Genomic DNA, 24,685 nt, shown 5'->3' on the forward strand with positions numbered 1-24,685 from the left:
GGTTCGATGGTCCCATGCGTCTGTACCTCGCGAGTACATCCCCGCCCGCCGAGCGCTCCTCGCCCAGTCCGGGATCGAGCCAGTGCTCGTGTCACCGGGGTCGACGAGGACGCCGCGGCGTCCGCGGCCGCCACCGCGCTCGGCCGCGACCTGACCGGCCCGGAGCTCGTGTCGCTGCTCGCCGTCGCGAAGGCGTCGGCCGTCGCGGACGCCGACGTCGCCGGGTCGCCGGTCGACGGCTTCGTGTTCGGTGGCGACTCCGCCTTCGAGGTCGACGGGCGCCTGTACGGCAAGCCGCACGACCCGTCGGTGGCCCGGGAACGCTGGCGGCAGATGCTCGCCGCAGGCGGCGGGACGCTGTGGAGTGGGCACTGCGTCATCGACCGGCGCCGCGACCTGGACCCGGCCACGGGACGGACGGGAGGCCCGGATGCGGCCCGCCCCGTGCCTCCCGTCCGCAGCCTGGTGACGTCTCCTGCCGGCGTGCCGGAGCTGGGTGACGTCGCTCCAGGCGGGTCGGCCCTGGCCGCCGGTGGCGACCGCGTGGTCGCCGTGGACAGCGCCGTGCTGACGTTCGCCGACGACCTGTCCGCCGAGGAGATCGACGCGTACGTGGCGACTGGCGAGCCGCTCGAGGTCGCGGGGGCGTTCACCATCGACGGGCGGGCGGCGGCGTACATCTCGCGCATCGACGGGGCACCGTCGGCGGTGGTCGGACTCTCGTTGCCGGTGCTGCGGTCGATGCTGCTCCGCGGCTTCGGCGTCCCCTGGCACGAGTTCTGGTCACTGTAGACATCCGCACTCGTTCGGCACGGTTCTTTGTGGGTGCCAGTCAAAACGCGCTCCCCGTGCACGAATACGCTGATGTCTCATGCCCCGTATCAGCAAGGTCCTCATCGCGAACCGCGGCGAGATCGCCGTCCGCATCATCCGAGCGGCCCGCGACGCAGGCAAGGCATCGGTCGCCGTCTACGCCGACCAGGACCGTGACGCCCTGCACGCCCGCCTCGCCGACGAGGCGTACGCGCTGAACGGCACCACGAGCGCCGACACCTACCTCGTCATCGACAAGATCATCTCGGTCGCCCGACGCTCCGGCGCGGACGCCGTGCACCCGGGCTACGGGTTCCTGGCTGAGAACGCCGACTTCGCCCGTGCCGTCATCGACGCCGGACTGACCTGGATCGGTCCGTCGCCCGACTCGATCGAGCGCCTCGGTGACAAGGTCTCCGCGCGCCACGTCGCCGAGAAGGTCGGCGCGCCGCTCGCACCCGGCACCATCGAGCCCGTCAAGGACGCCTCCGAGGTCATCGCGTTCGCCGACGAGGTCGGCCTGCCGGTCGCCATCAAGGCGGCCTTCGGCGGCGGTGGCCGTGGTCTGAAGGTGGCGCGGACGCGCGACGAGGTCGCCTCGCAGTTCGAGTCGGCGACGCGTGAAGCCATCGCGGCGTTCGGCCGGGGCGAGTGCTTCGTCGAGAAGTACCTCGACAAGCCGCGCCACGTCGAGACCCAGTGCCTCGCCGACCAGCACGGCAACGTCGTCGTCGTGTCGACGCGTGACTGCTCGCTGCAGCGCCGGCACCAGAAGCTCGTCGAGGAAGCGCCCGCGCCGTACCTGACGGACGCGCAGCAGGAGCGACTGTACGAGTCGTCGAAGGCGATCCTGCGCGAGGTCGGCTACGTCGGTGCCGGCACCTGCGAGTTCCTGATCGGCGCCGACGGCACGGTGTCGTTCCTCGAGGTCAACACCCGCCTGCAGGTCGAGCACTGCGTGTCCGAAGAGGTCACCGGCATCGACCTGGTGCGCGAGCAGTTCCGCATCGCCGAGGGCGGCGTGCTCGACTACTCGGACCCCGTGGCGCGCGGTCACTCGTTCGAGTTCCGCATCAACGGCGAGGACCCGGGGCGCAACTTCTTCCCCGCGCCCGGCCCCGTGCACGCGTTCAACGCGCCGTCCGGCCCCGGTGTCCGCGTCGACTCGGGCGTCGTGAGCGGCGACGTCGTGTCCGGTTCGTTCGACTCGATGCTCGCGAAGCTCATCGTCACCGGCGCCACCCGTGCCGAGGCACTGGAGCGCTCGCGTCGTGCACTGGCCGAGTTCGAGGTCACCGGTCTGCCGACCGTGCTCCCTTCCACCGTGCGGTCGTGTCGGACCCGGCGTTCGCGACGACGGACGACGAGCCGTTCAGCATCTACACGCAGTGGATCGAGACCGATTTCGTCAACGACATCCCTGCCTGGAGCGGTTCTCCCGAAGAACTGCCGGCACCGGCGTCGCGCGACTCGGTCGTCGTCGAGGTGCAGGGCAAGCGCATCGAGGTCACCATGCCGTCGATCGTCGGTGGCGGTGCCGCTGCCGGTGTCGCCGGTCGTCGTCCGGCCGGTCCCTCCGCTCCCCGAAGCGCCGCTCGTCGGCGGTCAAGGGCGGCATCGCGAAGTCCGGCGGGTCCGTCGCCTCGCCGATGCAGGCGACCGTCGTGAAGCTCGCGGTCGCCGAGGGTGACACCGTGGTGAAGGGCGATCTGCTCGTCGTGCTCGAGGCCATGAAGATGGAGCAGCCCGTGCAGGCCCACAAGGACGGCGTCGTCACCGGCCTGAACGCCCCGGTCGGCCAGACGGTCTCGTCCGGTCACGTGCTGCTCGAGCTGGCGTAGGCCGCGCGGCGGGGTTTCTCCTTCCCCGGTCCGTCGCGGGCCGTCAGCTCGGGTTGCGCCCCGCTGTGGTCATCGCGCCCCGACTCTTCGGGGCGCGATGACCTTCAGAGGGCGCGGCTCGCAGCATGACGCCAGGCAGTACCCCAGTTCGGGCCGAGCGGCACCCCGGCATCGTGCAGGATCCGCGGGAGCTGCCCCGCGGGCATCGCGTCCGACCACATCACCCGTGCGAATCCGTTGACCCCCGACGACGGCGGAGACGGTCCTCCCGACGCTTCTCGTCGACCAGGGCGTCTGCCGCGGTGTGCCCTCGCCGCGGGTCGTCGTACTTCACCCGGCCGTCGAACTCGACGATCACCCCGGCTTCCGCGAACCACAGGTCCACCCGGTCGCGGAGCAGGCCGTCGTGCCGGAACTCCTGCTGCAGGACCGGGTCCGGAGCGCCGAGCACGTGCGCACCCCACCGTGTGATGCTCTCCCCGGCGACTCGGCGAGCGGATCCGCGCACTCGACCAGTTCCCGCGCGCGTCGATGCCCGCGAGCACGGCGACTCCCGAGCGCTTCGAGGATCGTCGCCCGCTCGACGCCGCGCCGCAGCACCGCGTCGAGCACGACGATGGCACGCCACGGGTGTTCGCGAAGGGCGACGTCGACCGCGGTCTCGGTCAACGTCGTGACGGGCACACCGTCGACCTCGACGGAGGACGGTCGCCGGCCGGCGCTGCCGATGCGCTGGACGCTCCGCTTGACCTGGCCCCGGTCCCGGGACGGGTCGGTCACCGTGACACGCTCGCCGAACGCCCCGATCCACGGCAGTCCGAGCATGGCCACCGCTGACCGGTGCGACACCACGACGGAGCCCCTCCCGCCGGCGAGCACACTCCGCACGAGCATGCGATGTCGTTCGCGTTCCGTCATCGAGGCCCACTCGCCCGACCCGATGTACGTGCCACGGTGCACTCGGACGAGGGCTCCGGCACCCGCTGCGCGACGGATCGCCGATGCACGACCGGGATCCTGCGCGAGGCCGATGGTCGAGATGGGTTCGTGTTCCATGGTCCGATGATCGCGACGCACGGTCCATCACGAGCGGGGTCTGCGCGATCTGTGGACAGGCCACGGGGCTTCGCACCCCGTTGCGGGCATCGCGCCCCGAAGAGTCGGGGCGCGATGCACGCAGCGGGGCGCAACACGAACGAGCCGGGCGCGAACGAGCCGGGCGCGAACGAGCCGAGCGCGAACGGGCCGAGCGGCGCCGCTACGAGACCAAGGGGCGCACGGCGGCGGCCAGGGTATCGACGAGGCGCTGGGCCTCGGCGGGGGTCTCGGCGACGGTGTCGATGTAGACCTTGACCTTGGGCTCGGTGCCGCTCGGTCGGACGATCACCCGCGCGTCACCGGTCAGGTCGTAGCGCAGGATGTCCGACGGCGGGAAGCCCTCCACCCCTCGACGTAGTCCGTCACGGTGCGGACGTCCAGCCCGCCGAGCGACGACGGCGGAGCGGACCGGAGCGACGCCAGGATCTCCCCGATGCGGGACAGGTCGTCGACGCGGGTCGCGACCTGCCCGGACGCGAACGCCCCGAACTCGGCGGCGAAGGCGTCGAGCTGCCCGGCGATCGACGATCCGGCAGCGGCGAGGTCCGACGCCAACGACAGCAGCGACAGCGCCGCCGAGATGCCGTCCTTGTCGCGGACGACCGACGGGTCCACCAGGTAGCCGAGTGCCTCTTCGTACCCGAAGAGCAGCCCGGGGACCCGCGAGACCCACTTGAAGCCGGTCAGGGTGTCGCGGTACTCCAGACCGTGGCGGGCGGCGACACGGGCCAGCGCTGGCGACGAGACGATCGACGCCGCGAGGGTGCCCGTGGCGCCGGTCTCCGACGCTCGGACGGCAGCCTGCCACCCGAGCAGCCACCCGACCTCGTTGCCGGACAGGCGACGGTAGGTCGGGTCCCCGGAGTCGGAGACCGCCGGGATCGCGAGCGCCAGCCGGTCGGCGTCGGGGTCGTTCGCGATGACGAGGTCTGCGCCGACCGCGAGCCCGCGGGCGATCGCCAGGTCCATCGCGCCGGGTTCCTCGGGGTTCGGGAACGACACGGTCGGGAACGCTCCGTCCGGCTCGATCTGCTCCGGCACGACCGCGGGCGACGCGAACCCGGCGGCGGCGAACACCGCGCGTGCGGTCTCCCACCCGACACCGTGCATCGCCGTGTACACGACCGTGGGCTGCTCCTGCGGCGACAGGGTCGGCGTCGCCACGGTGGCGGCGGTCGCGGCCACGTAGGCGTCGAGCAGCGCGGACGACGCGACGGTGTAGTCGGTGCCCCGAGGAAGGTCCGTGATCGACCCCGCCGCGACGGCGTCGATGGCGTCCGCGATGCGGCCGTCGACCGGCGGCACGATCTGCGACCCGTCGTCGTCCTGGCCGAGGTACACCTTGTACCCGTTGTCGCGGGGCGGGTTGTGGCTCGCGGTGACCATCACCCCGGCGCCGACGTCGAGGTGCCGCACGGCGAACGCGAGCACCGGCGTGGGCAGGGCGACCGGCAGCAGCGTGACCTCGAGCCCGAGGCCGCGCATGACCTCGGCGGAGTCGCGCGCGAAGACGTCGGAGTTCACCCGGCCGTCGTACCCGATGACGACGCTGCGCGACCGGCCCGTGTCGATCAGGAAGCGTGCGAGACCGGCAGCGGCCTGCGACACGACGACCCGGTTCATCCGGAGCGGCCCGTAGCCGAGCTCGGCGCGGAGGCCGGCGGTGCCGAACTGCAGCCGGCCACCGAACCGTGCGGCGAGTGCCTGGGCGGCCGGACCGGAGCCGTCGGACGCGGCGTCGATCGCGGCGGTCAGCTCGTCGCGGGTCTGTGCGTCCGGGTCCTGCGCGAGCCAGGACCGAGCCGTGCCGAGCACGTGGTCCAGATCGATCTTCACGACGCCGGCTGCCCGAGGGCGGTCACCACGCGGGCGAGCAGGTCCGCGATCACGGGCTCGGCCTGCTTGCCGGCCTCGAGCACCTCGGTGTGCGACAGCGGCGTCTTCTGGATGCCGGCGGCGAGGTTCGTGATGAGGGAGAACCCGAGGACCTCCATGCCGGCCTGTCGCGCGGCGATGGCCTCGAGCGCGGTGGACATGCCGACGATGTGTCCGCCGATGGCCTTGGCCATCTGGACCTCGGCCGGGGTCTCGTAGTGCGGGCCGCGGAACTGCGTGTAGACGCCCTCGTCCAGGGACGGGTCGACCGAGCGCGCCACGTCACGCAGCCGGGCCGAGTACAGGTCGGTGAGGTCGATGAACGTCGCGCCCTCGAGCGGGCTGTCGGCGGTCAGGTTGATGTGGTCGCTGATGAGCACGGGCGTACCGGGCGTCCAGTGCTCCTTGATGCCACCGGCACCGTTCGTCAGCACCATCACCGTGGCCCCCGTGGCCGCGGCGGTGCGGACGCTGTGCACGACCCGACGGACACCGTGGCCCTCGTAGTAGTGCGTGCGTGCGCCGATGACGAGCGCGTGGCGGCCGTCGGCGAGGCGGATCGACCGGATGGTGCCGGAGTGTCCGGGCACCGCCGAGGCGCTGAACCCGGGGACCTGGTCCGCCGGGATCTCAGAGACGGTCTCACCGATGATGTCGGCGGCCTTGCCCCAGCCCGAGCCGAGGGTCAGGGCGATGTCGTGCCGCTCGATGCCGGACTTCGCGGCGATGACGGCGGCGGCGTCGCGCGCGACCTCGAACGGGTCGGCAGCGGGGTCGTTCAGCGGGTTCTCGGTGCTCATGCCCCAACTCTAAAGGGCAGACACCCGCCGCAGCGGCCGCCGCCGCACCAGCCCCAGCGGCCGCCGCCGCACCCGCCTCAGTGCTCGCCGAGCGCCCGGTCCACCGCCGCCGTGATCTCGCCCTGGTCGAAGTGGTTCCGGATCACGATGACCTCGGCATAGGTGTCGCCGATCGCCTCGACGAACTCCTGGCTGGTGAGGATCACGTTGGCGTCGTCGGACACGTCGCGCACCGAGGCGACGTCGGCCGCGACGACCGACGCCTGCAGGCCGAGGGCGGACAAGGCCTTCTCGGCGTTCACCTTGAGGATCCCGCTCGAACCGATGCCCGCACCGCAGATGGTCACGATCTTCACGCGGACACCCCCATGATCGTGCGGACCTCGTCCGCCGTCGTCGCGTCGGCGATCCGCCCCGTGACGGCCTGGTCGTTGAACAGGTTCGCGATCTCGCCGATGGACTCGAGGTGCGTGCCGACCCCGGCGACCGCGAGTCCCAGGACCACACGGACCGGGTCGTTGTGCGGGTGGCCGAACGCGACCGGTGCTTCGAGGGTCACGACGGCGAGCCCGTCGCCGAGGACCGCGCCACCCGGTCGGGCGTGGGCGAACGCCAGGCCCGGCGAGATCACGATGTACGGCCCGTGTTCCTCGACCATGCCGATCATGGCGTCCGTGTACTCATCGGTCGTGGCTCCGGACGCGACGAGCGCGCCGCCGGCCAGGCGCATCGCGTCACGCCAGGTGGGCGCGGTGGCCCCGAGGAGCACGGCGGCGTCCGGCAGCGGCGGCAGTCCCATGCGTCAGGCCTCCGAGTACCCGGAGGTGATGGTCGCGATGATCTCCTCGCGGTCCTCGAGCGGCAGGAACGAGCCGAGCGCCGCGTTGATCTGGAACGCCGCCAGGTCGTCGAGGTCGTAGCCGAACGTGCCGGCGAGCAGTGCGAGCTCCTTCGACAGCGACGTCCCGCTCATCAGGCGGTTGTCGGTGTTCACCGTGACCCGGAAGCCGAGCTGGTAGAGCACGTCGAACGGGTGGTCGGCGAGGTCGTCGCCCCAGGCCGCGATCGCACCGGTCTGCAGGTTGGAGGACGGCGAGACCTCGAGCGGGATCTCGCGGTCGCGGACCCACGACGCGACCTCGCCGAGGGAGGCGAGCGTCGAGCCGTCACCGGCGTCGGAGAGGGTGACGTCCTCGAAGATCCGGACGCCGTGCCCGAGGCGCAGCGCGCGGCCGTCGACGAGCGCGGACCGGATCGAGGCGAGTCCGTCGGCTTCGCCCGCGTGGACGGTGACGGGGAACAGCTCGGACGCCAGGTAGTCGAACGCGGCACGGTGGTTCGAGGCGGGGAACCCGGCTTCGGCACCGGCGATGTCGAAGCCGACGACCCCGTTGTCACGGTGCCGGACGGCGAGCTCGGCGATCTCGAGCGAGCGGTCGGCGTGGCGCATCGCGGTGACGAGCTGGCCGACGCGGATGCGCCCGCCGGCGGCGTCGACCGCTTCCTCGATGCCGGCCTGGACGGCCTCGACCGTCTCGTCGAGCGTCAGCCCGCCCTGCAGGTGCTGTTCCGGCGCCCACCGGACCTCGCCGTACACGACGCCGTCGGCGACCAGGTCCTCGACGAACTCCTTCGCGACGCGGTGCAGCTGCGGAGCCGTCTGCATGACCGAGATGGTGACGTCGAACGTCTTCAGGTACTCGACGAGCGAGCCCGAGTTCGACTGGTCGGCGAACCACTGCCCGAGCTCGGACGGGTCGGTAGTCGGCAGCGTGACGCCCGCGGCACCGGCAAGCTCGACGATCGTCGCGGGGCGCAGGCCGCCGTCGAGGTGGTCGTGCAGCGAGACCTTCGGCAGGTCGTTGATGACCGCTCCGGCGTCGGGCAGGCGGTAGGTCGGGGCGTCGGCGCTCATGCGACCAGGCTATCGGTGGTCACCACCGACGCGCAGGCACCTGTGCACAACAGACGCCGGAACGCACTGGAGGCTCTCCACAGCCGGGCAGGCGGCTGCAGCCCGGCCGATGGCCGGCCCGACGGCCCACGTTCAGCCCGCGATGCGCTCCCGCACGATCGGCCCGCGGGCCGCCACGGCAGCGTCGGACGAGCCGATCGACCACGCACCCTCGAGCGACTCGAGCGCGCGCGGGATCCGCGAGGCGTCGTCGGTGTGCAGCGTCCAGAGCGGCTGCCCCTCGGTCACGGTGTCACCGGGCTTGACGTGCAGTTCGATGCCCGCCCCGGCCTGCACCGGGTCCTGCGCGCGGGCACGACCGGCGCCGAGGCGCCAGGCCGAGACGCCGAACGGCAGGGCGTCCTGCTGCGCCAGCACACCGGACGACGGCGCCGTGACGACGTGCTGCTCGCGGGCGACCGGCAGCGCGGCGGAGGGATCCCCACCCTGCGCGGAGATCATCCGGCGCCAGGTGTCCATCGCGCGACCGTCGGCCAGCGCCGCGGCGGGATCGGCGTCCGGCATCCCGGCGAGCGTCAGCATCTCCGAGGCCAGTGCCACGGTCAGCTCCACGACGTCGGCCGGCCCGCCGCCCTCCAGCACCTCGACCGATTCCCGCACCTCGAGCGCGTTGCCGATCGTCAGGCCGAGCGGGACCTCCATGTCGGTGAGCAGCGCCGAGGTCTTCACCCCGGCGTCGTTCCCGAGGTCGACCATCGTCTGCGCGAGCCTCGCGCGACGCCTCGTAGGTCGGCATGAACGCACCGGAACCGAACTTCACGTCGAGCACGAGCGCACCGGTGCCCTCGGCGATCTTCTTCGACATGATGCTCGACGCGATGAGCGGGATGCACTCGACGGTGCCGGTGATGTCGCGCAGGGCGTACAGCTTCTTGTCGGCCGGTGCGAGGCCGGAGCCGGCGGCGCAGATGACCGCACCGACATCGGACAGGATCTCCGTCATCCGGTCGTTCGACAGCGCCGCCTGCCACCCGGGGATCGACTCGAGCTTGTCGAGCGTCCCGCCGGTGTGACCGAGGCCACGGCCGGACAGCTGCGGCACCGCGACGCCGAACGACGCCACCAGCGGTGCGAGCGGCAGCGTGATCTTGTCGCCGACACCTCCGGTGGAGTGCTTGTCGACGGTCGTCTTGCCGAGCGACCCGAACGACATCCGCTCCCCCGACGCGATCATCGCGAGCGTGAGGTCCTTGACCTCGCGCCGCTCCATCCCGTTCAGGAAGATCGCCATCGCCATCGCGGCCATCTGCGGGTCCTCGACGTAGCCGCGCGTGTACGCGTCGACGAGCCAGTCGACCTCGGCGGTGCTCAGGGCGCTGCCGGAGCGCTTCGTGCGGATGAGGTCGACGGTGTCGAACGGCTCGACGGCCATGTGGATCAGTGCTCCTGCTGGTAGGTGGCGAGGGTGCGCGGCCCGAACGCGTCGGGCAGGACCTCGTCGATGGTGCGGATGCCCGAGACCGTCTCGAGGAGCATGCCCTCGGTCGAGTGCTCGAACAGCAGCTGCCGGCAGCGGCCGCACGGCATGAGGGTCGCCCCGTCGCCGTCGACGCAGGTGAACGCGACGAGCTTGCCGCCGCCGGTCATGTGCAGCTGCGACACGAGCGAGCACTCCGCGCAGAGCGTCACCCCGTAGCTCGCGTTCTCGACGTTGCAGCCGGAGACGATCCGGCCGTCGTCGGTGAGCGCCGCGGCGCCCACCGGGAACGACGAGTACGGCGCGTAGGCGCGCCGCATCGCGGCCGTGGCGGCGTCGCGGAGGGCGCCCCAGTCCACGTCGTCGACCGGGAGGCCCGTGGCTGCGTCCGCCCCGTCGGCGGCGGTGGCGCCGCCTCCCGCGCGCAGGGCCGTAGCCGGGTCCGTCCAGGCGATCGCGTCGGTGGACGCGGCCGTGCCGTCGTCCGCAGCGTGCGTGTCGGTCATGTGCCGTGCCTCCTGGCCGTCAGCTCTTGATGTACGGCTTGCCGGACGCGGCGGGACCGCGCGACTGCCCGACCAGGCCGGCCACCGCGAAGATCGTCACCACGTACGGCAGCATCAGCAGGAACTCGCTCGGCACGGGCGAGTCGATCGCCCCGAGCGTGTTCTGCAGGTTCGACGCGAAGCCGAACAGCAGCGCCGCCAGCGTGGCCTTGATCGGGTCCCAGCGACCGAAGATGACAGCGGCCAGGGCGATGTAGCCGGCGCCCGCGGTCATGTCCTTCGTGAACGGTCCGACCGCGTCGAGCGTGAAGTACGCGCCGCCCAGGCCGGCGATCGCGCCGGCGAGCGACACGTTCCAGAACCGGGTGCTCGTGACGTTGATGCCCACCGTGTCGGCCGCCTGCGGGTGCTCGCCGACCGCGCGGAGGCGCAGGCCCCAGCGGGTCTTGAACAGGCCGAAGGTGACGACCGCGACGGCCACGTACGCCAGGTAGACGATGACGCTCTGCTCGAAGAACACCGGACCGATGACCGGGATCTGGTGGAGCAGCGGGATCTCGAACTTCGGGAACCGGACGCCGACGTTCAGCGTGGTCTCGTTGGGGGACAGCACCTGCGAGTACAGGAAGCCGGTCAGCCCCGAGATCAGGGCGTTGATGACGACACCGACGATGACCTGGTCGACGAGGTACTTGATGCTGAACGCGGCCAGGATGAACGAGACGAGCACACCCGCGATGAGGGCGCCGACGAGGCCGACCCACGCGGAGCCGGTGAGCGACGCGATGAGCGCCGAGGTGAACGCACCCGCGAGGAACTGGCCCTCGATGGCGATGTTCACCACGCCGACGCGCTCGGAGATGACGCCGCCGAGGGCACCGAACACGAGGGGGACGCTCAGCCCGAGTGCTCCGACCAGCAGGCCGGGCAGCGGGATCGTGGCGCCGGCCGCTGCCCACGTCAGGAACCCGATGACGAAGACGATCGCGAAGACCGACGTGACCCAGAGCGGGACGCGGCGGTACGCGCGGACCTCGACGACGGCGTAGACCGTGGCGATCGCCAGGAGCACGACCACGACGTAGCCGGTCGGTGCCGCCGACAGCGGGACGTTCGGCAGCGCGACGAGGTCGCCGGCGTTCGCGAGCCGGAAGGTGGTCGTGCCGGCACGGCTGAGCAGGACGAAGAACACGACCGCGAGCAGCGTGAACACGGCGTACCCGATCGGGAGCTTCCAGCTGCGGGTCGTCTCGACCGGACGGTCGGACAGGGGCGACGCGGGCGCCGCGGTGGGGCTGAGGGTGCTCACGCGGCGACCGCCTTCTTGCTGTTCTTGCTCGTCTTCGTGCGCTGGCGGGCTCCCGGCTGCGGGATCCGGAAGATCGCGCGGACGAGCGGCGGCGCCGCGATGAACAGGACGATGAGGGCCTGGATGACACCGACGATGTCGATCGGGATGCCGTTGGCGGCCTGCATGGCGTAGCCACCGTTCTTCAGCACGCCGAACAGGATCGCGGCCCAGAACACGCCCCACGGCTTCGAGCGGCCGAGCAGCGCGACGGTGATCGCGTCGAAGCCGATGCCGGCGTCGATGCCCGAGGTGAAGCCCGTCGTGACCGCACCCTGCACCTGGTAGGCGCCGGCGATGCCGACGAGGGCACCGGAGATGACCATCACCCAGATCGTCAGCGACGGCACGCTCATGCCGGCGACGCGGGCGGCACGGGGGTTCTCACCGATGGTGCGGAACCGGAAGCCGAGCGACGACTTGTTGACGAGCCACCAGACGACGACGACCGCGATGATCGCGACGATGAACCCGAGGTCCACGCCGTACCGCTCGCCGAAGAGCTGCGGCAGGAGCGCGCTGTCCTTCGTGGCCGGGGAGATCGGGTTGCTGCTGCCCGGAGCCTGGAGCAGACCCGGGGTCCGGAGCAGGTAGCTGACCAGGTAGAGCGCGACGTAGTTGAGCATGATCGTGACGACCACCTCGTTCGCACCCGTGCGCGCCTTGAGGACACCGACGATCCCGCCCCAGACCGCACCGCCGACGATGCCGGCGACGATCGTGAGCGGGATGTGGATCGCGGCAGGGCCGTCGAACGAGAACCCGACCCAGCCGGCGGCCGCGGCCCCCATCAGGATCTGGCCCTGGCCACCGATGTTGAACAGCCCGGCGCGGAAGGACAGCGCGATCCCGAGACCGGCGACGACGAGCGGCACCGCGTAGTCGATCGACCGGGTGAGCGGGGCGATCGCCTGCTGGAAGCTCGCGGCGCCGAAGTTGACCACCGACCCCTGGAACAGCGAGGCGTAGGCGCCGCCGACCGCGGTGCCGATGGCCTGGAGCATGTCGGCGGGACGAGCGAAGAAGTAGCCTGCCGTGGCGCGGACGTTCTCGTCGGTCAGGGCGATGAGGATGCCGCACGCGACGAGGGCGAGCACGACCGCGAGGACCGTCACGAGCACGGAGCCGTTCAGGATGCTCTGCAGCGCGGCGTGCCAGCGGTCGGTGCCGGGGGCTCCGTTCCGTCGCTCGGTGTCCTCGGCGGAGTCCGTCATCAGGTGCGGGGTCTCCGGCGCCTCCTGCAGACGGTCGTCGGTGAGCGGGGCGTCGGCCCCTGGCTGCTGCGTGTGGTCTGGCGTGGGGGTGCTCACGCTGCCAACTCCGTTCCTTCTGGGATCTCGCCGGCCATCATGAGGCCGAGGACGTCTCGCGGGGTGCTCGCCGGCACGATCCCGACGATGCCGCCGCGGTACATGACGGCGATGCGGTCGGCCAGTGCCACGACCTCGTCGAGCTCGGTGGAGACGACGATGACGGGCACTCCGGTGTCGCGGGTGGCGACGATGCGCTTGTGCACGAACTCGATCGAGCCGACGTCGATGCCGCGTGTGGGCTGCGCGGCGACGAACAGCCGGAGCTCGCGGCTGAGCTCGCGGGCGAGGACGATCTTCTGCTGGTTGCCGCCGGACAGCCGACCGGCAGCGGTCGTGCGACCCGGCGTGCGGATGTCGAACTCGGCGATCTTCTCGTCGGCGAAGGCGTCGCGCTCGGCGGACCGGATGGTGCCGGCGCGGACGAAGGCGTCGTGGTCGGACCGGTCGAGCATGAGGTTCTCCGCGATGGTGAACTCGCCGACCAGGCCGTCCTCCTTGCGGTCCTCGGGAACGAAGCCGACGCCGGCGTCGAGCACCTGCTTGACGCTGCGGCCGGTCAGCTCCTTGCCGTCGAGCGTGATGCGGCCGGCGTGCACGGGCTCGAGCCCGAGGATCGCCTCGGTGAGCTCGGTCTGGCCGTTGCCCTGCACGCCGGCGATCGCCAGGACCTCGCCGCGACGGACCGAGAACGACACGTCGTCGACGAGCACGATCCCGGACGGGTCGGTGACGGTGAGGCCCTCGACGACCAGGGCGTCCTCGCCACCGGTCGACGGCGCCTTCTCGACGACGAGCGACACGGCGCGACCGACCATCAGGGCCGCGAGCTCGTTGTTCGTCGCGGTGGGCGATGCCTCGCCGACGACCTTGCCGAGCCGGATCACCGTGATGCGGTCGGCGACCTCGCGGACCTCGCGGAGCTTGTGGGTGATGAAGACGATCGCGGTGCCGGCTTCACGGAGCTGGCGCATGATGCCCATCAGCTCGTCGGTCTCCTGCGGGGTGAGGACGGCCGTCGGCTCGTCGAACACCAGCACGGAGGCGTCGCGGGAGAGCGCCTTGATGATCTCGACGCGCTGCTGGACGCCGACGGGCAGGTCCTCGATCTTGGCGTCGGGGTCGACGTCGAACCCGAAGCGGTCGGAGATCTCCTTGACCCGCTTGCGGGCACCGGCCAGGTCGAGCCGGCCGCCGAAGGTGGTCTGCTCCTGCCCGAGCATGACGTTCTCGGCCACGGTGAAGACGGGCACGAGCATGAAGTGCTGGTGCACCATGCCGATGCCGGCGCGCATGGCGTCACCGGGGCCGTCGAAGTCCTGGACCACGTCGTCGAGCAGGATCTCGCCCTCGTCGGCGTCGTACAGGCCGTAGAGGACGTTCATCAGGGTGGACTTGCCGGCGCCGTTCTCACCCAGGAGGCAGTGGACCTCACCCGGCTCGACGGTGAGCGAGATGTGGTCGTTGGCGACCAGGGCGCCGAACCGCTTGGTGATGCCGCGGAGTTCGAGCTTCATGTTCGGGAGTCTATTTCTGTCTCGCGCGCGCCACGCGGGCGCACGATCTCGAGTGCGCCACACGGGCGCACGGTCTCGCGTGCACCGCTCGGGCGCACGAGAACGCGGGCGAGGAAGCCCCTCGCCCGCGTTCGTCGGGTCAGGACTGGGTCTTGACCTTGATCGAGCCGTCGATGATGCCGGCCTTGATGTCGTCCAGTTCGCCCTGCAGGCCCTTGTCGACCTTGGACTCGTAGTCGTGGAACGGCGCGATGCCGACGCCCTCGTTCTCGAGCGTGCCCACGTACGGGGTCTTCGAGAACTTCTTGTCGGCCGCCTGCTCGACGACGTCCTTCACGGCCGGCCGCATGCCCTTCTCGACCGAGGTGAACGCGATGTCCTTGTAGCGCGGGTCGGCCTCGTAGAGGTCGCTGTCCGCACCGATGAGGACGGAGCCGTTGTCGGCGTCCTTGATCGCCTCGGCCGCCGACTGGTAGATCGGGCCGCCGACGGGCAGGATCACGTCGGCGTCCTGGTCGAGGAGCGTCTGCGCGACCGACTTGGCCTGCGTGCCGGCCTCGAAGCCACCGGTGAAGGAGCCCTTGCCGGTGTCGACGTTCCAGCCGACGACCTTGACGTCCTTGTCCTTCTGCTCGTTGTAGTACTTCACGCCGTCCGCGAAGCCGTCCATGAAGATGGTGACGGTCGGGATCTGCATGCCACCGAAGGTGCCGACGACGCCGGTCTTCGAGTAGGACGCCGCTGCGTAGCCGGCGAGGAACGCGGCCTGCGAGGTGTCGAACGTGATCGGCTTGACGTTCTTCGCGTCGATCGAGCTGTCGTCGATGATCGCGAATTCGGTGTCGGGGTTCGCCGCGGCCTGCTTCTTCGTGGCGTCGGCGAGGTTGAAGCCGACGGTCACGACGAGGTTGCAGTTCTGGCCGATGAGCTGCTGGATGTTCGAGTCGTAGACGGTGGCGTCCTTCGACTCGGCTTCCTTGTAGGTGGCACCGAGGTCCTTGGCGGCGTCCTTCATGCCCTCGTAGCCGAGCTGGTTGAACGACTTGTCGTCGAAGCCACCGGCGTCGGAGACCATGCAGGGGCGGAAGTCGGTCTTCTTGGCGGTCGTCGTGTCGGACGGCGCCGAGGCGCAGCCTGCGAGGACGGCGGCGGTGCCGAGGAGCGCGAAGCCGCTGAGGACGACGCGTCGGGTACGAGATGTCACGGGTGGGTTCCTCCGGGGAGCGTGCCCGGACCACGTGCGTTCCGGGCGATCGTGGCGACAGTACACGACCGCCCGGCCGGTACAGGACCCGTTCTGAGCACCGGAAGGATCAGTTACGGGATCGCGACCGCGCCGAAACGCGCCCGTAACGCGGGGTCACGCTCGGACCCCCAGTTCGAGGGGTTTGTCGGTGGAGCGCTACAGGACGTCGCCGGACCGACCGAACGCTGGAGGTCAGAGCTCGTCGGCGTCACCCGGGAAGCACAGCGAGACGGCCTGGACGGTGTAGTTCCCCGAGTAGGCGTACACGCTGATCGAGGACACCTTGCCGGCGCCGTCGCCGAAGATCGCGGGCCCGTCACTTGAATCACGCCGGGTGACCTTCATCCCCTGCGCTTCCCAGTGCTCGGTCATCTGAGCGGCGTCGGCCTGGGGCCGCCCGGCCAGCGTGCTCCCCGTGAGGTAGCGCCACTGCGCGCCCGCCTCGCCGTCCGCGAGGACGCAGTCCTCCGCGTAGTCCGGCCCGGTGCGCGATCTCCAATCGCCGCCGAGGCGCTCTGTCGCGTCGTCGACCGCTTCCACCATCTGTCGCTTCGCGGTCTCAGCGTCCACTTGTGCCTCCGTTCGTCGTGAGTCTTCCGCGTCCGGCTCGTGCAGGGCGCAACCCGCCAGGATCGCGGAAACCGCCGCCAGCGCGAGCGAACCCGCGACGGTACGGCGAAGCGTGGTCCAACGGTTGGCGATCATCGTTCTCCGATCAAGGGGTCGAGGCGATCGAGCAGATCTTTGTCCCGGGCGGTCGGCGGCTTCGGACGGAACGGGGTGGCGTCGCCGTCGTTCCCGGTGGTGACCCGGCCGACGTTGTAGATCGACTCCGTATCCGCGTCCAGGTACCCAGCCCCGTCACTGGTGAGGGGGTCGTGGTTCAGGACCGGCCGCCGCTCCGGCGAATCAGCCGGATTGGTGTCCGTGCCGAACGTCGTTGCACCGAACACTGTCGTAGCGGGGTCCACATGGTGCCCGGGCGCGGTGCGACCGAGACCAGCCAGTTGGTCACCCTGCCCGGCCTCGTCGGGGAGCACGTTCCGCGCCTGCCCCACGTACACGTGTTCAGCATGCAGTTTCCCCGCGGAATCAACAGCGTTCGGCAGCCCCGCGGAACCCAGGGAGACGAACCGATCCACGTGCGCAGCTGTGGACGACAGCGCGACTGCAGCGGTGGTGGTGCCGTACGAGTGCGCGACGACGTTGGTGGTGGGCATGGCGCCACCGCGGACTGCTTCCAACCCTCCGATCGACGCGGCGAGGCGTTTTCCGCCCGCCTCAGCCTTCGCCATCCCGAGAACCGACGTCGCATCAGGCGTCTCGTACCCGATCCACGAGATCACCGCGCGATCAGGCGGGTTTGCACCACGCCCCTGTTCGTCGTAGATGTTCTGCGCCGCCATCGTCCACGAACTCATGTCCGCGGTCGTCGTGTTCATCCCCGGAACGGCCCACGTCACGGAGTCAGCCGTGTCGAGGTCACCGATCGAAACGGCCGCCAGCGGGGCTGGTCGTCGGTGAGCGACGAGGTAACGCTCACCGTCCGCCCCCTTCTTCGCCATCGTCGCGTTGATGTTGCGCAGGGACTTCAGCTCGGTCTTCAGCGCCGCGGTCCGCTGTGCCGCCGCCCGTGCGGCACCCTCGTCGCCCGTGGACGCCACCGACGCCAGGAGACTCTCGATCTCGAGCTCGACGTCGCCCAAGCGCTGGTTCAAGACCACGACGTTTGCCGTGCTCCGAGCCCAGTACGGGATGCCCTCCAGGTTGCCGAGCTCGGACAGCACCGACGTCGGCAGCGCGCGAAGGGCATCGGCGTCGACCTTCGTCAGGCCGAGCGCCGCCCACCTCGCAGCGACCTGCGCCGGCGTCAGGCCCGCCGCGAGCAACCCCTGGACGGCGGGGGCTGCCTGTCCCATGGCAGCGATGTCGAGCACAGCGTCGGCGAGCGCGCCGCCGCCTGCGTCCTCGATCGCCTGGGCGGTCTTGGCGATCCAGGACCGGTCCTCGTCGTTCTCCGCGACGTACCGGTCGAACCCAGCCGGCATGCTGCCGCGGTCGACCTGCACCCATGCGCACGAGGACCGGAACGACGACCAGGCCGAACGCACCCGCGCCGCCTCGGCCGAGGCCGCGGCGTCCAGGCCGGCCACCGTCGAGACGAACGTACGCAACGCCATCGGGTCGGCGGAGCTCTTGCCCCGGCTCGCCCCGGCTCCGTACCGCGCACGTTCGCGGCCGCGGAACTCGGCGTCGACGGTCGGTCGGGTGAGCGGCTCGTTCGAGGGTTCCCGGTCGACCAGCGTCCCCCAGAGATCGACCGCCGCGCCGGAGAACGGTCCGGCGAGCGCATCCGCATTCCGCTGACGCTCGGACTCTCGAGCCTTCCACGCGGCGTGCGCACGGACGCGCTCGCGCTCCTGCTCGGCGCGTTGGACGGCTCGGTCGACGCCGGACGCGAGGTCGGTCAGGACTCCGACGAGCTTGCCCCGGTCCTCGGCTTCGATGACCACGGCGTCGCGGAACCGGTCGGCGTACGAGCCTGCGAAGTCCGCCAGTGCCGACTCCGCCGCTCCCGAACGGCTCCCGCCCTGCCCGCGCAGGGTCGCTGCTGCTGCCCGTACCGCCGTTGCCAGTGCCGTCGCGCCCCCGGGTCGAACTCGATGTCCGCCATCGCCTTGCGTCCTCCCCGTGTCGCTCCCCAGCGACCCTACACCTGACACATCACCGGACGGCAGCCCGGTGCGACGTCGTCAGAGGACGTCGCCGCGGCCGCTGATCTTGAGCGCATCCACGACACCCTTGACCCGCTGCGCGTTCGCGCTGGTGGTCACGAGGAGCGCGTCGGGGGTGTCCACGACGACGATGTCCTCGACCCCGATGAGCGATATGAGCCGCTGGCTGTGCGAGATCACGATGCCGCTCGACGAGTCGGCCAGGATGCGCGCACCGTCGCCGAGGACGGCGAGGTTGTTCGGTCGACCACCGGACTGCAGCTTGGCGAGCGAGGCGAAGTCGCCGACGTCGTCCCAGTCGAAGTCGCCGGGGACGACGGCCATGCGTCCGGCAGCAGCAGCGGGCTCGGCGACGGTGTAGTCGATCGCGATCTTCTCGAGCGTGGGCCACACCGCGTCGACGACCGCGCCGCGGGCCGAGGTGTCCCAGGCGTCCGCGAGTTCGTCGATGCCGGCGAGCAGCGTCGGGTTGTTCCGGCCGATCTCCTCGAGCAGGACGTCGGCGCGGGCGATGAACATGCCCGCGTTCCACAGGTACGTGCCCTGTTCGACGTACGAGCGTGCGGTGTCCAGATCGGGCTTCTCGACGAACGACCGGACGGCGTGCGCGGTCGGTGCGCCCTCGATGTCCAGGGTGTCGCCATGCGCGTGGATGTACCCGAAGCCGATAGCGGGCTCGGTCGGCGTGATGCCGATGGTCGTGATGTACCCGGCACGGGCGACGGCGACGGCCTCGCGCACGGAACGGCGGAAGCCGCGGGCGTCGCCGATGACGTGGTCGGCGGCGAAGGAGCCGATGACGACGTCGGGTTCGCGGCGCACGAGGATCGCTGCGGCGAGGCCGATGGCCGCCGTGGAGTCCTTCGGCTCGCTCTCGAGCACCACGTTGTGGTCCTCGACCCCCGGCAGTTGCGACTCGACGGCGACGCGGTGCGCCCGTCCGGTCACGACCATGATCCGCTGGTCGCCCGCCAGCGGGGCGAGCCGGTCCCAGGTCTGCCGGAGCAGCGAGGCACCGGAGCCCGTCAGGTCGTGCAGGAACTTGGGTGCGTCCGCGCGCGACAGCGGCCACAGGCGCGATCCGATGCCCCCTGCGGGGATGATCGCGTAGAAGTCTTCGAGAGCGTCAGCCACGCGCTCACCGTACCGGTCCTGCCGCGCGGATCCTGGGTGGTCTCCGCACGATTCCCGCATGCGGGCTCCCGCAGGGCATCGTCGGCGTGCGCGCGGCGACGGCGTCGCGTTGTTCACCCGGCACCTCCGCCCCGTTCACGTCGTCGGCCCCGCGGGGTCACGTGGCGCCCGGAGCATGGGCGACACCATGAGCGCACGCAGCGTGGAGCGCGGCACGTCCCCCGGACCGTCGCCGTCGTGACCGAGAGCTTCCTGCCCACCCTCAACGGCGTGACCACCAGCGTCCTGGCGGTCCTCGACCACCTGGAACGACGTGGTCACCGCGCGGTCGTGATCGCACCGGACACCCCGGGGCTCGCGCAGTTCCGGTCGCGCAGCGCTGTCGAGCGCTACCGCTCCTTCGACGTGCACCGGATCCCCGCCGTCGCGTACCGGCAGTTCCCGGTCGCGCTCCCCACCCCGTCCTCGACACGATCCTCGCCGCCTCCGGCGCCGACGTGCTCCACGCCGCGAGTCCGTTCCTGTTGGGTGGGCGCGCGATCACGGCAGCCGGGAGGCTCGGCATCCCCTCCGTCGCAGTCTTCCAGACCGACGTGGCCGGTTTCGCCCGCCGCAACGGCTTGACGGCGACCGTCCCGTTGGTCCGCAGGATCCTCGGCCGCATCCACGCCGGCGCCTCGCTGACGCTCGCGCCGTCGAGCGCCACGGCCGCGATGCTCGCCGAGGACGGGGTCCCCCGCGTCGCACGCTGGGGACGCGGGGTCGACACCCAGCTCTTCCACCCGGCCCGGCGGGAGTCCGCCCACGTCCGGGCGCTCCGACGCCGGATCGCACCGCACGGCGAGACGATCGTCGGCTACGTCGGGCGGCTGGCCCCGGAGAAGGAGGTCGAACGGCTCGCCGAGCTCGGCGGGATCCCCGGCATCCGCGTCGTCGTCGCCGGCGGCGGGCCGTCCCGGGCGCTGCTCGAGCGACGACTACGGCACCTCGACGTCACCTTCACCGGACCGCTCCGCGGCGACGCCCTCGCCGACGCGTACGCCTCGCTCGACCTCTTCGTGCACACCGGTCCGGCCGAGACCTTCGGGCAGACCCTCCAGGAAGCGCACGCCTCGGGGCTCCCGGTGATCGCACCGGCGTCGGGTGGTCCGCTCGACCTCGTCGCTCCCGGACTCGACGGCGAGCTCTACGACACCGACGCACCGCAGGCCCTGCGACAGGCGGTCCTGCGGCTCCACCACGACCGTGCACTCGCGGAACGGATGGGATCGGCGGGCCGTCTCCGGGTCGAGGGCACCACGTGGGAGGCCGTCGGCGACCAGCTCCTCGCGCACCACGACACGGCCAGGAACATCGGCGCGCCGCCCGTGGGTCGGGGCCTGCGGGCCGGTCGGGACGAGAAGGTCAGCACCCGCGCATAGGATGGGTCGTGTTCCACACGAACACGAACGGCAAGGGCTCGCCGATCGGGCGAGCCCGTCCTATGGAAGGACGAGCTCATGGCTGAGCCCACCGGCGGCGGTACGGCGACCGCCGTCCCCGACGTCACGATCGAGGCGCCCCGCGCCTCTCGGAAACTCGAGGGCACGCTGTACCGCGGATCGACCGGCATGTGGTCGTGGGTCCTGCACCGGATCACCGGTGTCGCGATCTACTTCTTCCTGCTCGTGCACATCCTCGACACGGCACTGGTGCGCCTCTCACCCGAGGCGTACAACGCGGTCATCGGCACGTACAAGACCCCGATCATGAACCTCGGCGAGATCGCCCTGGTGATGGCCATCGTGTTCCACGCGTTCAACGGGCTCCGGATCATCCTCGTCGACTTCTGGTCCAAGGGACCGAAGTACCAGCGGGCCATGTTCTGGGTCGTCATCGTCCTGTGGGCGATCGCGATCGCGGGCTTCCTGCCCCGCCAGCTCATGAACCTCTTCGCGGACTTCAACTAGAGGGGCACCTGATGACCACGCAGATCGTCGAACCTCCCCGTTCCGCCTCGGCCGCCCGCCGCTCCACCAACTGGGAGAAGTGGGGCTGGATCTACATGCGCGGCTCGGGCGTCCTGCTCGTCGTGCTGATCTTCGGCCACCTCTTCGTCAACATGGTGGCGGGCGAGGGCGTCAAGCAGATCGACTTCGCCTTCGTCGCAGGCAAGTGGGCCAACCCGTTCTGGCAGGTGTGGGACTCCCTCATGCTCGTCCTCGCGCTGATCCACGGCTCGAACGGCATGCGCACGATCGTCAACGACTACGTGTCGAAGCCGGGCATCCGGAAGACGCTCCTCGCCGCGATCCTCATCGCGTGCGTCGTGCTGATCGTTCTCGGCCTGCTCGTCTGCTGGACGTTCGACCCGTGCCCCGCCGGCGCAGCCGCCGCGGACCTGCCCTCCTTCTGCCCGGCGCAGTAGCACCATCCCCGCTGCCGACCGCCTTCCCACCGTCTACGGAAAGACCCCTGTGACCGAGACCACCGTGCACCACCACCAGTTCGACATCGTCATCATCGGCGCAGGAGGCGCGGGCATGCGTGCCGCGATCGAGGCCGGCCCGAAGGCGAAGACGGCCGTCATCTCGAAGCTCTACCCGACCCGCTCGCACACCGGTGCGGCGCAGGGCGGGATGGCCGCGGCCCTCGCGAACGTCGAAGAGGACTCGTGGGAGTGGCACACCTTCGACACGATCAAGGGCGGCGACTACCTGGTCGACCAGGACGCCGCCGAGATCCTGGCGAAGGAGGCCATCGACGCCGTCATCGACCTCGAGAACATGGGCCTGCCGTTCAACCGCACGCCCGAGGGCAAGATCGACCAGCGTCGCTTCGGCGGCCACACCCGCGATCACGGCAAGTCGCCGGTCCGCCGAGCCTGCTACGCGGCCGACCGCACCGGCCACATGATCCTGCAGACGCTGTTCCAGAACTGCGTCAAGCTCGGCGTCGAGTTCTACAACGAGTTCTACGCGCTCGACCTCATCATGGTCGACGTCGTGGGCGAGGACGGCGTCACGCGCAAGCAGCCGGCCGGCGTCGTCGCGTTCGAGCTCGCCACGGGTGAGCTGCACGTCTTCCACGCCAAGGCGATGATCTTCGCGACCGGCGGCTTCGGCAAGATGTACAAGACCACGTCGAACGCGCACACCCTGACCGGCGACGGCGTCGGCATCGTGTGGCGCACGGGCCTGCCGCTCGAGGACATGGAGTTCTTCCAGTTCCACCCGACCGGCCTCGCCGGCCTCGGCATCCTGCTGACCGAGGGTGCTCGTGGCGAGGGTGCGATCCTGCGCAACGCCTCCGGGGAACGCTTCATGGAGCGCTACGCCCCCACCATCAAGGACCTCGCCCCGCGCGACATCGTCGCCCGGTGCATGGTGCAAGAGGTCGCCGAGGGCCGCGGTGCCGGCCCGAACAAGGACTACGTCCTGCTCGACTGCACGCACCTCGGTGCCGAGGTCCTCGAGACCAAGCTCCCGGACATCACGGAGTTCGCCCGCACCTACCTCGGCGTCGACCCCGTCGTCGAGCCGGTGCCGGTCATGCCGACCGCGCACTACGCGATGGGTGGCATCCCGACGAACACCGACGCACAGGTGCTCTACGACAACACCACCGTCGTCCCCGGCCTCTACGCCGCCGGCGAGTGCGCGTGCGTCTCGGTGCACGGCTCGAACCGTCTCGGCACGAACTCGCTCCTCGACATCAACGTGTTCGGCAAGCGCTCGGGCAACAACGCCGCCGAGTGGGTCAAGACCGCCGAGTTCCTCCCGCTGCCCGAGGACCCCGCGGCCGGCGTCCGGGCGATGCTCGACCAGCTGCGCGCCTCGACCGGCACCGAGCGCATCGCCGTCCTGCGCAAGGAGTTGCAGGACGAGATGGACAAGAACGCCCAGGTGTTCCGCACCGACGAGTCCCTCGCCCGCGTCACCGAGACCATCCACACGCTCCGGAACCGCTTCATGCAGGTCTCGGTGCAGGACAAGGGCAAGCGGTTCAACACCGACCTGCTCGAGGCCGTGGAGCTCGGGTTCCTGCTCGACCTGGCCGAGGTGGTCGTCTACTCGGCCCGCAACCGCAAGGAGAGCCGCGGCGGCCACATGCGCGACGACTACCCGAAGCGCGACGACGAGAACTACATGCAGCACACGATGGCGTACCTGACGGGCGACCCGCACTCGTCACTCGCCGACGACCACATCACGCTGGACTGGAAGCCGGTCGTCGTGACCCGGTACCAGCCGATGGAGAGGAAGTACTGAGATGACCGACACCCTGGTCTCCGACGCACCCCGGACCGACACCACCGACGCGCCTCCCGGGTCCTTCTCCGTCACGCTCATCATCCGGCGCTTCGACCCGGACGTCGACGACGAGCCGCGCTGGCAGGACTTCGACGTCATGATGCTGCCGACCGACCGCATCCTCGACGCCCTGCACAAGATCAAGTGGGACCAGGACGGCTCCCTGACGTTCCGACGCTCGTGCGCCCACGGTGTCTGCGGCTCGGACGCGATGCGCATCAACGGGCGGAACCGGCTGGCGTGCAAGACCCTGATCAAGGACCTCGACGTCTCCAAGCCGATCTACGTCGAGGCGATCAAGGGTCTGCCGCTCGAGAAGGACCTCGTCGTCGACATGGAGCCCTTCTTCAAGTCCTTCCGCGAGGTCCAGCCGTTCCTGCAGCCGAAGTCGGCGCCCACCCCGGGCAAGGAGCGCATCCAATCGGTGGCCGACCGCGCACGCTTCGACGACACCACGAAGTGCATCCTCTGCGCCGCGTGCACCTCGTCGTGCCCGGTGTTCTGGACCGACGGGCAGTACTTCGGCCCGGCCGCGATCGTGAACGCGCACCGCTTCATCTTCGACTCGCGTGACGACGCCGCCGAGGTCCGCCTCGACATCCTCAACGACAAGGAGGGCGTCTGGCGCTGTCGCACCACCTTCAACTGCACCGACGCCTGCCCCCGTGGCATCCAGGTGACGAAGGCGATCTCCGAGGTCAAGCAGGCCGTCATGCGGGGCCGCGCCTGACACTCGGGGTCGTCCAAGACTCGACATCGACTCCACCGATAGGCTCCG

General features: G+C 70.5%; 20 protein-coding genes and 4 pseudogenes. 8 read left to right on the top strand and 16 right to left on the bottom strand.

Translation table 11 applies throughout. The features are described from left to right. Nucleotides 1-6 precede the first annotated feature (6 nt). A complete protein-coding gene (locus tag JN350_RS15195; RefSeq protein ID WP_205462714.1) occupies nucleotides 7-792 on the top strand; it encodes a Maf family protein in 786 nt (261 codons plus the stop codon). A 79-nt stretch (nucleotides 793-871) separates the two neighbouring features. Continuing rightward, nucleotides 872-2,654 (top strand): annotated as a pseudogene (locus JN350_RS15200) (acetyl/propionyl/methylcrotonyl-CoA carboxylase subunit alpha). A gap of 220 nt (nucleotides 2,655-2,874) precedes the next feature. Here the strand turns inward: JN350_RS15200 and JN350_RS15205 are convergent. The 16 genes and pseudogenes from JN350_RS15205 to JN350_RS15280 all read right to left on the bottom strand — a co-directional run bounded on the left by JN350_RS15205 (nucleotide 2,875) and on the right by JN350_RS15280 (nucleotide 19,615). Continuing rightward, on the bottom strand, nucleotides 2,875-3,012 hold the full coding sequence (locus tag JN350_RS15205; RefSeq protein WP_205462715.1) for a hypothetical protein: 138 nt from the start codon (nucleotides 3,010-3,012) through the stop codon (nucleotides 2,875-2,877). Beyond that, nucleotides 3,009-3,710 (bottom strand): hypothetical protein, encoded by a 702-nt coding sequence (locus tag JN350_RS15210; RefSeq protein ID WP_205462716.1) that lies wholly within the window; start codon nucleotides 3,708-3,710, stop codon nucleotides 3,009-3,011. The genes JN350_RS15205 and JN350_RS15210 overlap by 4 nt, the downstream gene beginning before the upstream one ends. 202 nt (nucleotides 3,711-3,912) lie before the next feature. Further along, a pseudogene (locus tag JN350_RS15215) lies at nucleotides 3,913-5,588 on the bottom strand (phospho-sugar mutase). Next, nucleotides 5,585-6,427 carry a purine-nucleoside phosphorylase gene (locus JN350_RS15220; protein ID WP_111086614.1) on the bottom strand — a complete coding sequence of 281 codons (843 nt, stop codon included), beginning with the start codon at nucleotides 6,425-6,427 and terminating at the stop codon, nucleotides 5,585-5,587. The pseudogene JN350_RS15215 and the gene JN350_RS15220 overlap by 4 nt, the downstream one beginning before the upstream one ends. Before the next feature lie 77 nt (nucleotides 6,428-6,504). Continuing rightward, nucleotides 6,505-6,783 (bottom strand): PTS sugar transporter subunit IIB, encoded by a 279-nt coding sequence (locus JN350_RS15225; RefSeq protein WP_123292189.1) that lies wholly within the window; start codon nucleotides 6,781-6,783, stop codon nucleotides 6,505-6,507. After that, a complete protein-coding gene (locus tag JN350_RS15230) occupies nucleotides 6,780-7,226 on the bottom strand; it encodes a PTS sugar transporter subunit IIA (protein WP_205462717.1) in 447 nt (148 codons plus the stop codon). The genes JN350_RS15225 and JN350_RS15230 overlap by 4 nt, the downstream gene beginning before the upstream one ends. A 3-nt stretch (nucleotides 7,227-7,229) precedes the next feature. Then, the gene (locus JN350_RS15235; RefSeq protein WP_205462718.1) at nucleotides 7,230-8,342 is read right to left on the bottom strand and encodes an adenosine deaminase; all 1,113 of its coding nucleotides are present in this window, start codon (nucleotides 8,340-8,342) and stop codon (nucleotides 7,230-7,232) included. Between the two features lie 132 nt (nucleotides 8,343-8,474). Continuing rightward, nucleotides 8,475-9,774 (bottom strand): annotated as a pseudogene (locus JN350_RS15240) (thymidine phosphorylase). 5 nt (nucleotides 9,775-9,779) lie between these two features. After that, complete coding sequence (locus JN350_RS15245; protein WP_123339066.1) at nucleotides 9,780-10,178, bottom strand: cytidine deaminase; 399 nt, start codon at nucleotides 10,176-10,178, stop codon at nucleotides 9,780-9,782. Between the two features lie 166 nt (nucleotides 10,179-10,344). After that, nucleotides 10,345-11,634: an ABC transporter permease gene (locus JN350_RS15250; RefSeq protein ID WP_205462719.1), complete on the bottom strand. Its 1,290-nt coding sequence runs from the start codon at nucleotides 11,632-11,634 to the stop codon at nucleotides 10,345-10,347. Further along, complete coding sequence (locus JN350_RS15255; RefSeq protein ID WP_205462720.1) at nucleotides 11,631-12,983, bottom strand: ABC transporter permease; 1,353 nt, start codon at nucleotides 12,981-12,983, stop codon at nucleotides 11,631-11,633. Before JN350_RS15255 ends, JN350_RS15250 begins: the two co-directional genes overlap by 4 nt. Beyond that, the gene (locus tag JN350_RS15260; protein ID WP_205462721.1) at nucleotides 12,980-14,500 is read right to left on the bottom strand and encodes an ABC transporter ATP-binding protein; all 1,521 of its coding nucleotides are present in this window, start codon (nucleotides 14,498-14,500) and stop codon (nucleotides 12,980-12,982) included. The genes JN350_RS15255 and JN350_RS15260 overlap by 4 nt, the downstream gene beginning before the upstream one ends. A gap of 139 nt (nucleotides 14,501-14,639) precedes the next feature. After that, nucleotides 14,640-15,704: a BMP family lipoprotein gene (locus JN350_RS15265; protein WP_205462722.1), complete on the bottom strand. Its 1,065-nt coding sequence runs from the start codon at nucleotides 15,702-15,704 to the stop codon at nucleotides 14,640-14,642. Between the two features lie 234 nt (nucleotides 15,705-15,938). Beyond that, nucleotides 15,939-16,451 carry a hypothetical protein gene (locus JN350_RS15270; protein WP_205462723.1) on the bottom strand — a complete coding sequence of 171 codons (513 nt, stop codon included), beginning with the start codon at nucleotides 16,449-16,451 and terminating at the stop codon, nucleotides 15,939-15,941. Next, nucleotides 16,448-18,259, bottom strand: coding sequence for an alpha/beta hydrolase (locus tag JN350_RS15275; RefSeq protein WP_205462724.1), 1,812 nt, complete (start codon nucleotides 18,257-18,259; stop codon nucleotides 16,448-16,450). The genes JN350_RS15270 and JN350_RS15275 overlap by 4 nt, the downstream gene beginning before the upstream one ends. Before the next feature lie 240 nt (nucleotides 18,260-18,499). Beyond that, nucleotides 18,500-19,615, bottom strand: a complete 1,116-nt coding sequence (locus JN350_RS15280; RefSeq protein ID WP_205462725.1) for a mannose-1-phosphate guanylyltransferase — start codon at nucleotides 19,613-19,615, stop codon at nucleotides 18,500-18,502. Nucleotides 19,616-20,079: 464 nt separating this feature from the next. Here JN350_RS15280 and JN350_RS21120 point away from each other — a divergent pair. The 6 genes and pseudogenes from JN350_RS21120 to JN350_RS15305 form a co-directional block, all read left to right on the top strand. Beyond that, a pseudogene (locus tag JN350_RS21120) lies at nucleotides 20,080-20,328 on the top strand (glycosyltransferase); the annotation flags it as partial. Beyond that, nucleotides 20,329-21,036, top strand: a complete 708-nt coding sequence (locus JN350_RS21125; protein WP_461964469.1) for a glycosyltransferase — start codon at nucleotides 20,329-20,331, stop codon at nucleotides 21,034-21,036. It begins immediately after the preceding pseudogene. Between the two features lie 78 nt (nucleotides 21,037-21,114). After that, nucleotides 21,115-21,564 carry a succinate dehydrogenase, cytochrome b556 subunit gene (sdhC, locus tag JN350_RS15290; protein ID WP_123313763.1) on the top strand — a complete coding sequence of 150 codons (450 nt, stop codon included), beginning with the start codon at nucleotides 21,115-21,117 and terminating at the stop codon, nucleotides 21,562-21,564. 11 nt (nucleotides 21,565-21,575) lie between these two features. Continuing rightward, nucleotides 21,576-22,022 carry a succinate dehydrogenase, hydrophobic membrane anchor protein gene (gene sdhD, locus JN350_RS15295; RefSeq protein WP_111086628.1) on the top strand — a complete coding sequence of 149 codons (447 nt, stop codon included), beginning with the start codon at nucleotides 21,576-21,578 and terminating at the stop codon, nucleotides 22,020-22,022. A gap of 49 nt (nucleotides 22,023-22,071) precedes the next feature. Then, a complete protein-coding gene (gene sdhA / locus JN350_RS15300; RefSeq protein ID WP_111086629.1) occupies nucleotides 22,072-23,865 on the top strand; it encodes a succinate dehydrogenase flavoprotein subunit in 1,794 nt (597 codons plus the stop codon). 1 nt (nucleotide 23,866) lies between these two features. After that, the gene (locus tag JN350_RS15305) at nucleotides 23,867-24,637 is read left to right on the top strand and encodes a succinate dehydrogenase iron-sulfur subunit (RefSeq protein ID WP_111086630.1); all 771 of its coding nucleotides are present in this window, start codon (nucleotides 23,867-23,869) and stop codon (nucleotides 24,635-24,637) included. Nucleotides 24,638-24,685: the final 48 nt, after the last annotated feature.

The organism is Curtobacterium sp. 24E2, from assembly GCF_016925595.1.
GTDB lineage: Bacteria > Actinomycetota > Actinomycetes > Actinomycetales > Microbacteriaceae > Curtobacterium.

What these genes read in the sequence shown, in the direction of transcription:
- JN350_RS15220 (WP_111086614.1), bottom strand. Translation starts at nt 6,427, where the DNA reads ATGAGCACCGAGAACCCGCTGAACGACCCCGCTGCCGACCCGTTCGAG.
- JN350_RS15210 (WP_205462716.1), bottom strand. Translation starts at nt 3,710, where the DNA reads ATGGAACACGAACCCATCTCGACCATCGGCCTCGCGCAGGATCCCGGT.
- JN350_RS15230 (WP_205462717.1), bottom strand. Translation starts at nt 7,226, where the DNA reads ATGGGACTGCCGCCGCTGCCGGACGCCGCCGTGCTCCTCGGGGCCACC.
- JN350_RS15260 (WP_205462721.1), bottom strand. Translation starts at nt 14,500, where the DNA reads ATGAAGCTCGAACTCCGCGGCATCACCAAGCGGTTCGGCGCCCTGGTC.
- JN350_RS15195 (WP_205462714.1), top strand. Translation starts at nt 7, where the DNA reads ATGGTCCCATGCGTCTGTACCTCGCGAGTACATCCCCGCCCGCCGAGC.
- JN350_RS15270 (WP_205462723.1), bottom strand. Translation starts at nt 16,451, where the DNA reads ATGATCGCCAACCGTTGGACCACGCTTCGCCGTACCGTCGCGGGTTCG.
- JN350_RS15235 (WP_205462718.1), bottom strand. Translation starts at nt 8,342, where the DNA reads ATGAGCGCCGACGCCCCGACCTACCGCCTGCCCGACGCCGGAGCGGTC.
- sdhD (WP_111086628.1), top strand. Translation starts at nt 21,576, where the DNA reads ATGACCACGCAGATCGTCGAACCTCCCCGTTCCGCCTCGGCCGCCCGC.
- JN350_RS15305 (WP_111086630.1), top strand. Translation starts at nt 23,867, where the DNA reads ATGACCGACACCCTGGTCTCCGACGCACCCCGGACCGACACCACCGAC.
- JN350_RS21125 (WP_461964469.1), top strand. Translation starts at nt 20,329, where the DNA reads ATGCTCGCCGAGGACGGGGTCCCCCGCGTCGCACGCTGGGGACGCGGG.
- sdhC (WP_123313763.1), top strand. Translation starts at nt 21,115, where the DNA reads ATGGCTGAGCCCACCGGCGGCGGTACGGCGACCGCCGTCCCCGACGTC.